A 16,612-nucleotide genomic window follows, 5' to 3' on the forward strand; every position below is an offset into this window, starting at 1 on the left:
ATTATAGATTAAAAATCGTTTATTTTTGTATTTTAGCCAATGCTATCGAAATCAATTTTATGGATATAAATTTTAATAAAAACGAAGACCACAACAAATTACAAGTTGGAGCTCTCAGAGATAAATTGCGTGATGTTTATAATGGTGGTGGTAAAAAACGTATTGAAAAGCAACATGCTAAGGGTAAACTGACGGCTAGAGAACGTATCGATTATTTGTTAGATAATAATTCTAACCGTATCGAAATAGCTGCATTTGCTGGAGAAGGAATGTATGCCGAACACGGTGGTTGTCCATCAGGTGGTGTTGTAGTGAAAATTGGTTATGTTAAAGGCAATCAATGTATTGTAGTTGCTAACGATGCTACTGTAAAAGCGGGAGCTTGGTTTCCAATTACAGGTAAAAAGAACTTAAGAGCTCAAGAAATTGCTATAGAAAACAGACTTCCTATTATTTATTTGGTTGATTCTGCAGGTGTCTATTTGCCCTTGCAGGATGAAATTTTTCCTGATAAAGAACATTTCGGTCGTATTTTTAGAAATAATGCTATTATGAGCAGTATGGGTATTACCCAAATAGCTGCCGTTATGGGCAGCTGTGTTGCTGGTGGTGCTTACTTGCCAATTATGAGTGATGAAGCCTTAATTGTAGACAAAACGGGAAGTATTTTCCTTGCAGGAAGTTATTTGGTAAAAGCTGCCATTGGAGAAAGTATTGATAATGAAACATTAGGAGGAGCAACAACACATTGTGAAATTTCTGGAGTAACAGATTATAAAGCAAAAGATGACAAAGATGCGTTGGATACTATAAAAAACATCGTTGATAAAATTGGCGATTTTGATAAAGCAGGTTATAATCGTGCAAAAGCTTTAGAGCCAAAGGAAAACCCCGAAGATATTTACGGAATATTACCGAAATCGAGAGCTGAACAATATGACATGTTCGAAATCATTAAACGATTGGTAGACAATTCTGAATATGATGAATATAAGGCAGGTTATGGTAAATCATTAATTACCGCGTATGCACGTATTGATGGTTGGGCGGTTGGTATTGTAGCCAATCAACGAAAAGTAGTAAAAACATCTAAAGGGGAAATGCAATTTGGAGGGGTTATTTACTCTGATAGTGCTGATAAAGCCACACGTTTTATTGCTAATTGTAACCAAAAGAAAATACCCTTAGTATTTTTACAAGATGTAACCGGATTTATGGTGGGTAGTAAATCTGAACATGGAGGCATTATAAAAGACGGTGCTAAAATGGTGAATGCCGTGAGTAATTCTGTGGTCCCAAAATTCACTGTAATTATTGGGAATAGTTATGGAGCTGGTAATTATGCCATGTGTGGAAAAGCTTATGACCCAAGGCTTATTTTTGCTTGGCCAAGTGCTGAATTGGCCGTAATGAGTGGTAATTCTGCTGCAAAAGTATTGTTACAAATTGAAAAAGCATCGTTGGAGAAAAAAGGAGAAAAAATAACGAAAGAAAAGGAAGATGAACTTTTTAATAAAATAAAAAACCGATACGACCATCAAGTTTCTCCTTATTATGCGGCCTCTAGAATTTGGACAGATGCGGTCATAGATCCTTTAGACACCAGAACTTGGATTAGTATGGGTATTGAAGCGGCTAACCATGCTCCTATTGAAAAGAAATTTAATTTGGGGATTTTGCAGGTGTGAGGTAAAAAAAGACACGAGGTTTGAGGTGCGAAATACGTAGAAAATTTTCATATGAGTATTGTCCCCTTGAGGGGACTTTAGCGGTGTTTTTTATAATTCGATAAAATTATTCAGTAAGTATTCATACAGAGTTACAACGTAAAAAAACTGAGACAAAGAGAAAATATTCAAATAAAAAAGTGAAATTTATAGATGAAAAAAATATTAATAATTATAGCCTTTTTATTTGTTATGCCAATGGCCGGGCAAAAAAATGAAGCTATATTATATTTTAAAGATGGAACCGAACTAAAAGGTTTAGCAAAAGTGACCTCTAAAAAGAAAATAAAGTTTAGAACCAAGAAAGGTGCAAAGAAACAACTGTATAATTATTTAGAATTAGATGGAGTAAAAATAACCTTTAATAACTGGGATAGACTTGTAATATCCACATATTATTATAAGAAAACTGAACAATTTAAATATTCATTACTAAAAGAAATAATTAAAGGTAAGTTGAGCATTTATCATAAGTCAGGGATACAATCAGGTGAGGATTGGTCTGATATGTCTACAAGTGAAAACGGTTATTATGTTTGGAAAGAGGGTGACGAAATAGCTGTTTTAATTGAAAATTTTGAGCAGACAGATAATATATTTTCAAAAAAGAATAAAAAGGCTGCTATTAGATATTTCAATGATTGCCCTGAATTAGTAAAAAAAATTGAAAATAATGAATTTAAAGGTACAGTGAACCCGCTAAGTCAAAGAATCGATTTAAAAAGGGTAGTGAATTTTTATAATGAGAATTGTGAATAGTTATAAATTAAGGCAATGAAGAATTAAATGAAAGAAATATTAATAATTATAGCCTTTTTATTTGTTATGCCCCTAGCAGCACAAAAGAACGTAGCGAAACTATATTTTAATGATGGAACCGAGAAAACTGGACTTGCCAAAATTACGTACAAAAATGAAATCAAATTTAGAGAAGAAAATGGTGGTAAAAAAGAGATTTATAATTCAGATGGCATAAAATGTATAGAAATTTTCAATATTTATGAAAAACCTAGAAAAAAAACTTATTGTTATAAAAAAATAAACGAAAATAATCCAATTCTATTGAGACAAGTTATTAATGGAAAATTAAGTTTGTATGTATTAGATACAACAACTCACGGTTCTATGGCTGGTCCTAACGGCTCTGTTTTTATGACCGGCAACTCCTCTAGCAGTTATTATGTTTGTAAAGGTGATGATGAAATAGTAACCCATTTAGGTGATCGTGGAAACTTATTTAGTAAAAACTTTATAAAAGCGGCTAGTGAATATTTTAAGGATTGTCCCGAATTGGTTAAAAAAATTGAAGATAAAGCATATAAAAAAAGAGACATTGAAGAAGTTGTGAACTTTTATAATAAAGATTGTAAATAGCGATCTTATCAAATAAATTTAAAAAGATTCCTACTTTTGCAAGAATCATATAAAACAGAATAAATAACCCAATAAAATAAAACATGGGAAGAGCATTTGAATTTAGAAAAGCAAGAAAAATGAAACGTTGGTCAGCGATGGCTAAAACCTTTACGCGTATTGGTAAAGACATCGTAATGGCCGTAAAAGAAGGTGGTCCTAATCCTGAATCAAACTCACGGTTACGTGTTGTTATTCAGAATGCCAAGGCCGCTAATATGCCGAAGGAAAATGTAGAACGTGCTATTAAAAAGGCATCTGATAAAAATACAGCAGATTATAAAGAAGTCCTATTTGAAGGTTATGCTCCACATGGTATTGCAGTGTTAGTAGAAACAGCAACTGACAATAATAATAGAACGGTAGCTAATGTGCGTGCAGCATTTACCAAATGTGATGGTAATTTAGGAACTTCAGGTTCCGTCGTTTTTATGTTTGATCATACCTGTAACTTTAGAGTTTCGACAGAGGAATTAAAAATGGATCTAGAAGAACTGGAACTTGAATTGATCGATTTTGAAGTTGAAGAAATCTTTGAAGATGAAGACGGACTCATGATTTATGCTCCTTTTGAGTCATTTGGTGCTATTCAAGGCTATTTAGATGAAAAAAATGTTGAAATTTTATCTTCAGATTTTGAGAGAATTCCAACCACTACTAAAAAATTAACAGAAGAAGAAAGAGCTGATGTTGATAAATTACTAGAAAAATTAGAAGAAGAAGATGATGTACAAAATGTATATCATTCTATGGAGGAGTGAAATTAATTAGCAGTATTGAGTAGCTGTTGGCAATTAATAAACTCTGAATCTCAAAATATTGAATTGTATAACACCATATATTATAATCTGGTAACATTAATGAGATTGCGACGTCAGTTAAATAATTATTAATAATCGAAAACCTATCATCAAGTTCCTCGCAATGACAGTCATATTATTATATTTATAGTATCTAATGAATAAAAATTACACCATAAATCAATTACCAGAAGTAGCCAGTCAAATTATCGATTCGGCGTCAAGTAAAATCCTACTTTTTTATGGAGAGATGGGAGTTGGTAAAACAACGTTGATAAAGGAAATTGTAAAACAATTAGGTGTTGATGATGTTGTTAGTTCTCCTACGTTTTCATTAGTTAATGAATATGAATCAAATGAAGGTGAACGTATTTATCATTTTGATTTCTATAGAATAAATGATGAAGAAGAAGCATTAGATATGGGGGTAGAAGAATATTTTGATAGTAATAACTGGTGCTTAATTGAATGGCCAGAGAATATTAAAAATTTGTTACCTTTAAAAGCTGATAAAATTTCGTTATCAGTAAATGAAGATGGAGGTAGAAGTTTAACAGTTAACCAATTATCTAATAACTCAACAACATGAGTAAACAATATTCTCCGTTTAGTAAAGAACAATTAATGCCGAAACCTGAAATGCTCGAAATTAGGAAGCAAAAAGGAGAATTGTTTATCGGTATTCCTAAAGAAACGCATTTACAAGAAAAACGAATTTGTCTTACACCAGATGCTGTTGCAGCGTTGACAAATCAAGGTCATCGAATAATTATTGAATCAACTGCCGGTGACGGTGCTAACTATACAGATTCTGAATATTCAGAAGCGGGTGCTCAGATATCATACGATGCAGAAGAAGTCTTTGGATGTAATTTAATTTTAAAAGTGGAGCCACCTTCACTTAAAGAAATAGAATATATAAACCCACAAAGTGTATTATTCTCTGCATTACAATTAAAAACTCAAAATAAAAAATACTTTGAAGCCTTAGCTAAAAAGAGAATTACTGCCATCGCATTTGATTTTATATCAGATGAACATGGTATTTTTCCTGTGGTAAAATCACTAAGTGAAATTGCCGGAATTTCTTCTATTCTAATTGCGGCTGAATTAATGAATAACAGTAGTGTTGGTAACGGACTATTATTAGGTAATATTGGAGGTGTTGCTCCACCTGATGTTGTTATTCTTGGTGCTGGAACTGTTGGAGAATTTGCTGCACGTTCTGCAATTGGTTTAGGTGCTCAAGTTAAGGTGTTTGATAATTCAGTTACCAAATTGAGAAGATTACAGCACAATTTAGGAACACCTATTTATACATCAACAATACAACCGAAAACATTACAAAAAGCATTAATGCGTTGCGATGTTGCCATTGGTGCGGTAAGAGGTAGAACTAGAACGCCCATATTAGTAAGTGACGATATGGTTCAAATAATGAAAGATGGAGCCATAATTGTAGATGTGAGTATTGATAGTGGTGGTTGTTTTGAAACTTCTGAAGTAACCACACATGACAATCCTACATTTGTAAAACATGGCGTTATTCATTATGCAGTGCCTAATATTCCTTCACGTTATTCAAGAACTGCATCCTTGTCCATTAGTAATATATTTACCCCTTATCTTTTAGAAATTGGAGATGAAGGTGGTATTGAAAATGCCGCACGTTTTGATAAAAGTTTACAAAGAGGTATGTACTTTTATCATGGTATTTTAACAAACAGAGCAGTAGCCGATTGGTTTAGCTTACCTTATAACGACATTAATTTACTTGTTTTTTAATTTTAAACTATTAATGGAAATAAAACGCCGATTTATTTTTTTTGGATTTGGATTTACAATAGGAGTTATTTTATTGTTGGTCATTTTAAACGGAAAAGAAGCTTCTTGTAATTACTTACCTAATGCAAGAATGTTAGAAATTCTACGCAGTAAACACAGGGTTTATGATGAAGATGTAATTCAAACAATGACCGATAAAAATATTGATTCTACTGTCATTGTTCAAATGTTACTTAATGGAGATATTGATTTTTCTAAAAGCAAAGTCCGACAAGAACCATGTCGTTATTATTGGATTGATGGCTATGTTAAAGAAAAAGAAGCTTCTATTTATGTAGAAAATTGTGATACTGTTATTACTATTCAACGGCTTACTTTAAGCGAGTAAACCTAAAACAACTTATTATTTGGAATTATTTACAAAATTTGAAACGAATCGTTTTCGAACGAATCACGTATTATTTGCACTGCTATTATTTGGCTTATTAAATAGTTCTATAATTGCTCAATCTACCATTCATGGTGAAGTACAAAATACTAATGGTATCCTTTTAGAAGGTGTTAATGTTGTGTTGAATCCCACCTATTCTGGAACTACTACAAATACCGACGGACAATTCCAACTTCAAAATATTGCAACAGGTAACTATATCTTAACGCTATCATATATAGGCTATAAAACCTTAAAGGATACCATTAAGGTAACTAACGAGGACATTTTACGAGATTATTTTTTAGAAGAGGATTTATTGAACTTACAAAATGTTATTGTAACTGGAACTTTTGAACCTAAAGTGCAATTAGAATCAAGCACTTCCATGAGTGTTCTTAACGCCGATATGATCCAACAGGTTTATCCACAAGGCACCGCCAATTTATTGCAAAGTATTCCTGGAACATTTGTAGATGCCGCCGCTGGTGAAATTTTTACTAAAGTTTATACACGCGGTGTTTCCGCTTCCGCAGAAGATGATATGGGATGGTATTATGTTTCTCTTCAAGAAGATGGACTTCCGGTAAGTCTTGCTCAGTATTCTTATTTTAGTCCTGATTTATTTCATCGGATGGATTTAACAACTGATAAAGTAGAAGCTATTAGAGGTGGTAGTGCTGCTGTTACGGCTTTAAATGCTCCTGGTGGAATTTATAATTTCATTTCTAAAGACATTCAAAACAAATTTAGTGGTGACATTAAAATATCTACTGGCATTCAAGGTGAAAATAATTATCTCCGTAAAATTGACGCATTTGTAGGTAGTCCTTTGGGTAATAATTGGTTTTTAAACGCTGGTGGACATTATAGAATTGATGACGGTGCTCGTAATACTAATTTTACTTTTAGTAAAGGAGGACAGTTTAAATTTAATTTGATTAAACGAAATAAAAATGGGTATCTAAAATTCTATGCTAAACTATTAGATGATTTCACCAATAGATATACAGGTGTTGCTGCTGTAAATTGGAATGACCCTACACCTGCTTATGGACAAAACTTTAGTTCTACCTCGTTATTAATGCCAAGCTTTAATGACGATATTCCTAATGGAAGAAATTTATCACAAGGTGGTAGTAATAGTTTTAATCCATCAAAAGGCGTACATGCAAAAGATCTTGCTTTTGGGTTTGCTATTTCTCAAGATTTAGGTCATAACTGGAAGCTAAAAAATAATCTTAAATTTTCTACCAAAAGTGCCAATTGGCAGACCTCAATAAGTAATGCCTTTGTTTCATTAAATGATCCCCTTGCCTATTTTATTAGTGGTGCAGATTTTCCTATTGGACAAGTCGTTTTTAAAGAAGCTCAATCAGGTACAGAAATAGCTCGCATAGATAATAGTGGAACTTTAGCAGGACAACCCATTCAATATCTTTCTGATGGTACGTTGCCAAATGATGCCATTATGGGTACATCAGCATGGTATATAGAAAATAATGCTGATGAGTGGATGAATCAATTAACGATCAGCAAAAAAATAGACCATCACAATATTACTGGTGGTTTAGCATTGGGATTTTCTGATAACTCATTTTTTAACCAAGGTAGTTTTGGGTATGTTACTTACGAACCCAATCCTAGGATGCTCCAAGTAACACTGGAAAACCCAAGTGAGCCTATTATCGAACTCTCTGATGACAATGGAATTAGTAATTATGGAGGATTGTTTTTTGTAAACTCAAAAGCTAATGTAAGTCAAATAGCTACCTTTTTGAATGATAACTGGGATATATCAGAAGATTTTAATTTAGATCTTGGGTTACGTTATGAGACTATAAATCATAAAGGAAATAAAGATCGTTTTGCCCCATATGTACAAGATGGTGGTCTTGACGGGAATAGCAATACTGCTTATGACAATGGTATTTTAGCACCAACTGGAGAAAAAGATCATTTTAATTTCAACTACAATTACCTTTCTTTTTCCGCAGGTATTAACTATAAAATGAATTCTAATTCTGCTGTATTCCTTAGATTTTCGCAGGGAAATAAAGCTCCTGAGTTAAATTATTACTTTAATAATTTTTCAAATGTACCTATAAACAAAAAAGGAGAAGTTCAAAAAATAAATCAAGCGGAAATTGGTGTAAAATACAGCCAAAGCAACTTTTCATTTACAAGTACATTATTCTGGAGTGAATTAACAAATATTGGTACAGCTAATTTTGAATTTGATGCAGATAATAACAGTATTTTCTATACTCCCATACTCTTTAATACCTCTAGAACTATCGGTCTTGAATGGGAAAGTGTTTATGAACCGATTCAAAATATTACAATCCGTTTTAATGGAGTTGTTCAAGATCCAAAAGCAACAAAATGGAAAATATATGATGCTGCTGGTTCTGTTGATACCTCTGATGATCAAACCATAGATTATTCTGGTAACACCTTAGCATTTAATCCTAAAATGATGACTAATTTGAGTAGCGAATATCAAAAAAATAAAATTTCTGGTTTTATCAAATGGCAATTTATGGGCAAACGTTTTGGAAACGTAGCCAATGGCTTTGAGCTTGATTCTTATAGTATATTCAATATGGGTGCTGGGTATCAAATAAATACTCACTTATCGGCTCAAATTTTAGTTTCAAATCTATTTAATTCTAAAGGGCTTGCCAATTTCTATGGTGCCAATAGTTTTGGAGCAAGTGCTAATGGAGCTACTAAAGAATATATAAGTGCAAATCCCGAGGAAAGTTTTGTTGTTTTTCCAGTATTACAGAGAAGTGCCTTACTAGAATTGAAGTATAGTTTTTAGTTACTCTTTCTTTGCTTTATAAAAGACTTCTTGAATAGCACTTCTAATATTGAATGTGTAAATGCCTCTACTTTTTCTTGTCGGATTTACTCTATTTGACAAGAAAATATAAACTAGTTTCTCTTTGGGGTCAGCCCAAATAAAAGTACCTGTAAAACCAGAATGCCCAAAACTTTCGGCACTTACTTCTGGTGCAGGATATGCATCTTTTAACGCTAAGGTATCATTACCGATAGATGGTTTGTCAAACCCTAAGCCCCGTCTATTGTCGTTATCTGGATATTGAATTTTTATAAACTCTTTTACGGTAGCTTCAGAAAAATAACGTTTACCATCATAAACCCCATAATTCTGATACATCTGCATTATTTTAGCTAAATCTGTAGCCGTTGCAAATAACCCTGCATTACCAGAAATTCCACCTAATAATGCTGCGTTTTCATCGTGTACCCATCCTCTAGTCAAGTCTTTTCTAAAAAGTGAATCTACTTCGGTAGGGATAATTTTATTGCTGAAATTCTTAGTTTTAGGAAGAAATCCCATTGTTGTAGCACCTAAAGGTTTGTAAAAAGTTTCTTGTAAGTAGGTATCGAATGGTTTACCCGTTATTTGTTTAACTAATTCGGGGTACATTAAAAAAGTTAAGCCAGAATATTTATATTTTTTGATAGCAGAAACTTCTGACCGATTTGCAATCCGGTACATTTTTCTATTAAATCTATTTTTTATGTACAAACCATTATAGGCTTGATTAGTATATCTTTTCTTTGCTTTTCGTTTTACAAAACGTTTTTTGATCTCACCATTTTTCTTAAATACTTTACTTAAAAAAACAATATATGGTTGCAGTCCTGCTTGATGGGCTAATATTTCGCGTAAGGTTAAGTCTTTTTTATTTTTAACATGCCTCCAGCGTTTCCAATAGTCACTAAAAGGTTTGTCTAAATCTAGTTTACCTTCATCAACTAATTTCATTATTGCTGGTAACGCCGCTGTAATTTTAGTAACTGATGCTAAATCATAAATGTCATTTAATCCCACTTGCTGCACGGAATCATAAGTTTGATAACCGTAGGCCTTATGAAAAATAATTTTACTGTCTTTAGCTACTAATACTTGAGCTCCCGGAAAAGCATGATTTTCAATTCCTAGGGTCATAATAGAATCAACATTATGATATATGTATGTGGAGTCTAAACCAACATCTGAAGGGTTTGCATAGGTCAGTTTATCCTGTGCTGAAACGGAAAAAACCGATAAAAGCACGCAAAAAATTATTATTCTTGAATGTAATATCGGTTTCATATGTGTCAATAATTCTATATATTATTTAGCCAGTACTTCTTGTACTTTATCAGCAGCTTCTTTAAACTCAGTAGCAGAAATAATTTCCATACCACTGTTATCAATTAGCTCTTTAGCTTCTTTTGCATTTGTTCCTTGTAAACGAACTATAATTGGTACATTAATAGCATCACCCATATTCGTATAAGCATCTACAACACCTTGAGCTACTCTATCACAACGAACAATACCACCAAAAATATTTACTAAAATTGCTTTTACGTTTGAATCTTTTAAGATAATTCTAAAAGCCGTTTCAACACGTTTAGCATCAGCAGTACCCCCAACATCTAAGAAGTTAGCAGGTTCACCACCAGCTTGTTTAATCAAGTCCATAGTTCCCATTGCTAAACCAGCTCCGTTTACCATACAACCTACATTTCCATCAAGATCTACATAATTTAATCCAGCAGCTCTTGCCTCTACTTCAATTGGGTTCTCTTCGCGTAAATCACGCATTTCTGCATATTCCTTACGTCTAAACAAAGCATTATCATCTATAGATACTTTGGCATCAACAGCCATAATTTTATCATCGGATGTTTTTAATACTGGGTTTATTTCAAAAAGCGAAGCATCTGATTCTACATAAGCTTTATATAGAGCCGTAACGAATTTCACCATTTCTTTTAAAGCTACACCAGACAAACCAAAATTAAAAGCAATTTTGCGAGCTTGAAAAGGCAACAATCCAACCGTTGGGTCAATCTCCTCTGTAAATATTAAATGAGGTGTTTCTTCCGCAACCGTTTCAATATCCATACCCCCTTCTGTAGAATACATAATCATATTTCTACTTGTTTCACGGTTTAAAAGTACCGACATATAATACTCTTCTGGCTCATGCTCACCTGGATAATAAACATCCTCTGCAATAAGTACTTGACTTACCTTTTTTCCTTGTGCAGGAGTTTGAGGTGTTTTTAACATCATTCCAATAATATCTTGAGAGATAGAATCAACTTCAGCTAAGTTTTTAGCCAATTTAACACCACCACCTTTACCTCTACCACCAGCATGTATTTGAGCTTTAATTACCCACCATCCAGTACCAGTTTCTGCAGCAATTTGTTTCGCTACTTCCACAGCTTCTTTATGACTGTGAGCTACTCGACCTCTTTGGATTCTAACACCAAAACTATTTAATATTTCTTTTCCTTGATATTCGTGTAAGTTCATTCTTTATATTTTGTGAATAAGTACTACAAAAATAATAAACCATTTGGTAATTCGGTTAACTTTTAAAATTAATTACTATTTTCACCAAATAATTGCTCTTTAAGATTATTTAAGGTATTCTAAACGCTTTGATAATCACTAACTATTCAAATACACTAAATGAAATTTTACCCATTCATTTTACTCCTATTCATTTATAATATTTGCTTTTCCCAAGCTGTTCCTAAAGAAGTTGAAATATTAAAAATTAACAAATCTCCTGTAATTGACGGTGTTTTAGATGAGGCATTTTGGCAAGATACAGACCTTGCCAAAGATTTTGTTATGTTTGAACCTGGAGATGGTGGAGCCGAAAGAAACAATAAAAAAACCACAGTTAGAGTGGCCTATGATGATGAAGCCATCTATTTTGGTGCAACGCTTTATGATGATACTCCCAATAAAGTACCAATGGAATTTGGCAATAGAGATCAATTTGGAAATACTGATTTTTTCTTAGTATCAATCAATCCTAATAATGATGGTCAGAATGATACTGAATTTGCGGTTCAAAGCACCGGTGCTCAAGGAGATGCGAAAGTAGCCAATGGTGATGAAGATTTTACCTGGAATGCGGTTTGGTACAGTAAAGTCAAATTTAATAAGGATAGCTGGGTCGTTGAAATTAAAATACCTTATTCCGCATTGCGTTTTTCAACCAATGTTGAAACTTGGGGAATAAATTTTTTTAGAAGAATTCACTATATCAATGAGAAATATGTTTGGAATTATATTGATAAAAGTAAAGGAGAAGTTACACAATACTCTGGATTATTAACAGGCTTAAAAAATATTGAATCCCCTACCCGATTGAGCTTTTCTCCATATGCTTCCGTTTCGCTAACCACTTTTGATAGTAGCTCTGAGTTTGATCAAAGTATAGGACTAGATATAAAATATGGTATCAATGAGAGTTTTACACTTGATGCAACCTTAATTCCTGATTTTGGTCAAACGGCTTTTGACGATTTAGAACTAAATTTAGGACCTTTTGAACTTCAATATGATGAGCAACGTGCATTTTTTACGGAAGGAACAGAACTTTTTAGCAAAGGAAATCTATTTTATTCTAGAAGAATTGGAAACCATCCGGTTGACAGAAGTTCTGCTGAAAATGATCTAGGACTTAATGAAGAAGTTACCGACAATCCCGATAAGGTAAATATGCTAAATGCCATTAAATTGTCTGGTCGTACAAAAAAAGGATTGGGTATTGGTATTTTTAATGCGATTACAGAAAAGACTTCTGCTACAATCACAAACACAGAAACAGATGAAAAAAGAAATGTTGTAACTGAATCATTAGCGAATTATAATGTGCTTGTTTTAGATCAACAGTTTAATAAAAATTCATCTGTAACTTTAGTAAATACAAACGTGACTAGAAATGGTAGTTTTAGAGATGCGAATGTAACGGGACTTCTTTATGATATCTCTGATAAAGAAAATAAATATAATATTAAAGGAAACTTTAAAATGAGTAATGTCAAGGAAAATGGTGAAATTACTGATGGATTTTCTGGATTTTTAGAGTTGTCAAAAACATATGGAAATGTTCAATATAGTGCAGGTCACTACAGAAATAATGATACTTATGATATCAAAGATTTAGGTTTCATCAATAGAAATAATCGTTCTTCGTATTTTGGGGAAATTTCGTATCAAATTTTTGAACCTTCACAACACTTCAATGATTATCGTATTTCTTTTGAATCAAGTGTTGACTATTTAAATAGTCCTAATTCTTATGTGGGGAATGAGTTTGAATTAGATGGTTTTTTTATCACTAAGAATAGGTTTGCTTTTGGTGGAAACATGGAAACAAATATTGGAAATCAATTTGATTATTTTGAACCTAGAGTAAATGGGCGTTATTTTAAACAAAAAGGTATTTTAGAATTTGGAGGATGGGTTTCTACTGATTACAGAAAAAAGTTTGCCTATGATATCCGATTAACTTATGGGAAAAGATACAGTAGCACTGAAAATTTTATTAGTGTTAATCTTTCGCCACGTTTTCGTTTTACCAATAAATTTCAAATTATTTATGATTTTGAATATGCTATGTTAAAAAATGAAAACGGATGGGTAAATCAATTGGACGACGCGTCTATTATATTCGGAAATCGTGATGTAAAAACGGTAACCAATTCTTTGTCAGGAAAATTTAGTTTTACTGTAAAATCATCCTTATCACTTTCTTTTAGGCATTATTGGTCACCAGTAACCTACGATTCTAATTTTTATGCATTAAATAACCAGGGTACTTTAGATGCTAATGCTTATATAGCTAGCCATAATATTAATTACAACATATGGAATTTAGATTTGAATTACTCTTGGGAGTTTGCTCCTGGTAGTCAATTAGTAGCGTTGTACCGCAATAATATATTTAATAAGGATGATTTGTCTGATCTTAATTTTGGCAAAAACTTAGATAATCTCTTTGACGAATCAATTGTAAATAATTTTTCTTTAAAATTTATTTATTTCTTGGACTATAACAAGATGAAAACATGGCTTTGATAGCGTATAGATAATTTAGAAAAAAGAATAGAGAAAAAATAATTAAGAATAAAGAATAGAGAAAAAAGAGTAGAGAATAGAGAATAGAGAGAAGAGAAGCTAGAAGATAGAAGTTAGAAGATAGAAGTTAGAAAATAAATATCAAGCACCAAATTTCAAATAAATACCAAAAATCTAAGAAAAGAATTGGTGAATTCATATTTTAAAATTAATTCCAATTATTATTAAGCGGAAGTCACTAATAAAAAAAACCAAGATCGCATATAAAATTACAATTCTATAATGTGAGTTCTGTTGTACTTCTCGAAATGATAAGAGCAATGGATTAGTGGAATCGTTTTTTGTAATCTGCATGTCATCATCATAGCATATCTCTCTAAACATTAACACTAAAAAATAAATAATTATTATGTAGTTTTACGCTAAGAATTTTGATCTATGATAATTGCAAAAAACATTCATAAATATTACGGCGATTTAGAAGTTTTAAAAGGTGTTGATCTTCATATAAAACAGGGTGAAATTGTTGCTATTGTAGGGCCTTCTGGAGCTGGAAAAACAACATTGTTACAGATTTTAGGTACACTTGATAAACCTTCAACAAAAGGGCTCAATTCAATAATTAAATCTAAACTTGAATTAAATAGACAAGACGTTTTAAATTTAAATGACAGAGGATTGTCAAAATTCAGGAATGAACATATCGGTTTTATTTTTCAGTTTCACCAATTATTACCTGAATTTACGGCCTTAGAGAATGTATGTATTCCTGCATTTATAGCCAACAGACCAAAGAAAGAAGTAGAAATAGAAGCCAAGAAAATATTAGATTTTTTAGGTTTATCTCATAGAGTTGACCATAAACCGAATGAACTTTCAGGTGGTGAGCAACAGCGTGTAGCGGTTGCTAGAGCCCTAATTAATAACCCTAAAGTTATTTTTGCAGATGAACCTAGTGGAAATTTAGATACCGCCTCAGCTAAAAATTTGCATGAGTTATTTTTTAGTTTGCGTGATGAATTTAATCAAACGTTTGTCATTGTAACACACAATACAGAATTGGCCAATATGGCTGACAGAAAACTGGAGATGCTAGATGGTGTTATCATTGCTGACGAATCCTTAGCAGTTCATGAAAATAATGAGCATTTAGAACAAGAGTTTGAACAAGATCTTATCACAAAAAAGAAACCTAAAGTTAATACAAAAAGTATTTTTAAAATTATTGGAGGAATTGCAGCTTTAGTAGCAGGTATTATTGGCGTTATATTTGGGAGTAAATTAAGTTTAATCACAGGTATTCCACTTTGTATTTTAGGAGCATATAATTTATTTTCTGGTTTTACTAACTTAAAGCGTTAAGCTGGATGATTAAATTATATTTATATATAAATAAATTACTATTGAAAAAAATAATTTTAATTTTATTGTTTTTACCATTAGTAGTGCCAGCTCAAACCATACGGAATTTTTCAAATGAGTTTTTAAGCATTGGTGTAGATGCATCTGCATTTGGTATGGGTAAAGCGGTAACGGCTTCCAGTAATGATGTAAATTCCATTTATTGGAATCCAGCCGGTTTAGTAGGTTTAAATGATTACCAGGGTTCTTTAATGCATGCCGAATATTTTCAAGGTATTGCCAATTATGATTATATAGGTTTTGCAAAACCGATCAATGATGAAAGTACCATTGCTATAGCAGTAATGCGTTTTGGTGTTGATGATATTTTAAATACAACACAGTTAATTCAAGATGGTCAAATAAATTATGATCGTGTGAGTCTTTTTTCTGCAGCTGATTGGGCCGTTAACGTAGCCTATGCTAAAAAGTTAATCGTTAAGGATTTAAATGTAGGTGTAAATGCTAAAATAGTAAGACGTAATATTGGTGGCTTTGCCTCTTCTATTGGTTTTGGATTAGATGCCGGACTTCAATTTAAACGTAATAATTGGCAATTCGGATTAATGTTACGAGATATCACTACTACGTTTAATGCTTGGTCTTTTGATGATGACGAGCTGAATAACATTATTGATATTTACAACAACCTCAATGAAAGTATATTAAATGACGGTAATCCTGATAACGATGATGAAATTATCCCAACGGTTACTCCAGAAAAAATAGAACTCACCAAACCGAAAGCACAATTAGGTATTGCCAGAAAGTTTAGCATTTCGCGTGATTTCAATCTGCTAACGGCACTTGATTTAAACATGCGTTTTGCACAAACAAATGATGTTATTTCAAGCTCATTTGTGAGTGTGAGTCCTGCGTTTGGATTTCAGTTAGATTATATTGGTCGCGTCTATTTAAGAGGTGGAATTAATAATTTACAAAACCAAACGGATTTTGATAATAGTGAATCATTATCGTTAGAGCCTAATTTTGGAGTTGGATTTAATTATAAAGGCATTTCTATTGATTATGCCTTAACAAATATTGGCGGTGCCAGCGGTACATTATTTTCGAATGTATTTTCGTTAAAAGTTGACGTGAGTTATTTTAGATAATTTTAATGGAAATTTCAAAAAGTAAA

At 32.4% G+C, this 16,612-nt stretch carries 12 protein-coding genes and 1 pseudogene; 11 read left to right on the forward strand and 2 right to left on the reverse strand.

Going from position 1 to position 16,612, the window contains the following annotated elements:
* Positions 1–59 precede the first annotated feature (59 nt).
* The 8 genes from JBL43_RS09875 to JBL43_RS09910 all read left to right on the forward strand — a co-directional run bounded on the left by JBL43_RS09875 (position 60) and on the right by JBL43_RS09910 (position 8,982).
* Positions 60–1,688, forward strand: a complete 1,629-nt coding sequence (locus tag JBL43_RS09875) for an acyl-CoA carboxylase subunit beta (RefSeq protein ID WP_198841282.1) — start codon at positions 60–62, stop codon at positions 1,686–1,688.
* A gap of 192 nt (positions 1,689–1,880) precedes the next feature.
* Positions 1,881–2,486: a hypothetical protein gene (locus JBL43_RS09880; RefSeq protein WP_198841283.1), complete on the forward strand. Its 606-nt coding sequence runs from the start codon at positions 1,881–1,883 to the stop codon at positions 2,484–2,486.
* Between the two features lie 27 nt (positions 2,487–2,513).
* Positions 2,514–3,101: a hypothetical protein gene (locus tag JBL43_RS09885; RefSeq protein ID WP_198841284.1), complete on the forward strand. Its 588-nt coding sequence runs from the start codon at positions 2,514–2,516 to the stop codon at positions 3,099–3,101.
* An 83-nt stretch (positions 3,102–3,184) separates the two neighbouring features.
* On the forward strand, positions 3,185–3,901 hold the full coding sequence (locus JBL43_RS09890; RefSeq protein ID WP_198841285.1) for a YebC/PmpR family DNA-binding transcriptional regulator: 717 nt from the start codon (positions 3,185–3,187) through the stop codon (positions 3,899–3,901).
* A 196-nt stretch (positions 3,902–4,097) separates the two neighbouring features.
* On the forward strand, positions 4,098–4,529 hold the full coding sequence (gene tsaE / locus JBL43_RS09895) for a tRNA (adenosine(37)-N6)-threonylcarbamoyltransferase complex ATPase subunit type 1 TsaE (protein WP_198841286.1): 432 nt from the start codon (positions 4,098–4,100) through the stop codon (positions 4,527–4,529).
* Positions 4,526–5,725, forward strand: a complete 1,200-nt coding sequence (locus tag JBL43_RS09900; protein ID WP_198841287.1) for an alanine dehydrogenase — start codon at positions 4,526–4,528, stop codon at positions 5,723–5,725. The genes tsaE and JBL43_RS09900 overlap by 4 nt, the downstream gene beginning before the upstream one ends.
* Positions 5,726–5,738: 13 nt before the next feature.
* Positions 5,739–6,113 (forward strand): hypothetical protein, encoded by a 375-nt coding sequence (locus JBL43_RS09905; RefSeq protein ID WP_198841288.1) that lies wholly within the window; start codon positions 5,739–5,741, stop codon positions 6,111–6,113.
* Between the two features lie 19 nt (positions 6,114–6,132).
* On the forward strand, positions 6,133–8,982 hold the full coding sequence (locus tag JBL43_RS09910) for a TonB-dependent receptor (protein ID WP_233098749.1): 2,850 nt from the start codon (positions 6,133–6,135) through the stop codon (positions 8,980–8,982).
* Here JBL43_RS09910 and JBL43_RS09915 read toward each other — a convergent pair whose 3' ends face one another.
* Both JBL43_RS09915 and sucC read right to left on the reverse strand, forming a co-directional pair.
* Positions 8,983–10,287, reverse strand: coding sequence for a serine hydrolase domain-containing protein (locus JBL43_RS09915; RefSeq protein WP_198841289.1), 1,305 nt, complete (start codon positions 10,285–10,287; stop codon positions 8,983–8,985).
* A 21-nt stretch (positions 10,288–10,308) separates the two neighbouring features.
* On the reverse strand, positions 10,309–11,505 hold the full coding sequence (gene sucC, locus JBL43_RS09920; RefSeq protein WP_198841290.1) for an ADP-forming succinate--CoA ligase subunit beta: 1,197 nt from the start codon (positions 11,503–11,505) through the stop codon (positions 10,309–10,311).
* Between the two features lie 159 nt (positions 11,506–11,664).
* On the opposite strand from sucC, the gene JBL43_RS09925 reads away from it, so the two are divergent.
* From JBL43_RS09925 to JBL43_RS09935, 3 genes and pseudogenes are all read left to right on the forward strand, one after another.
* Positions 11,665–14,070, forward strand: coding sequence for a DUF5916 domain-containing protein (locus JBL43_RS09925; RefSeq protein ID WP_198841291.1), 2,406 nt, complete (start codon positions 11,665–11,667; stop codon positions 14,068–14,070).
* A gap of 438 nt (positions 14,071–14,508) precedes the next feature.
* Positions 14,509–15,180, forward strand: a pseudogene (locus JBL43_RS09930) (ABC transporter ATP-binding protein); the annotation flags it as partial.
* Between the two features lie 293 nt (positions 15,181–15,473).
* A complete protein-coding gene (locus JBL43_RS09935) occupies positions 15,474–16,586 on the forward strand; it encodes a putative type IX sorting system protein PorV2 (protein ID WP_233098750.1) in 1,113 nt (370 codons plus the stop codon).
* Positions 16,587–16,612 lie beyond the last annotated feature (26 nt).

Source organism: Aureibaculum flavum, from assembly GCF_016406085.1.
GTDB classification, from domain to species: domain Bacteria; phylum Bacteroidota; class Bacteroidia; order Flavobacteriales; family Flavobacteriaceae; genus Aureibaculum; species Aureibaculum flavum.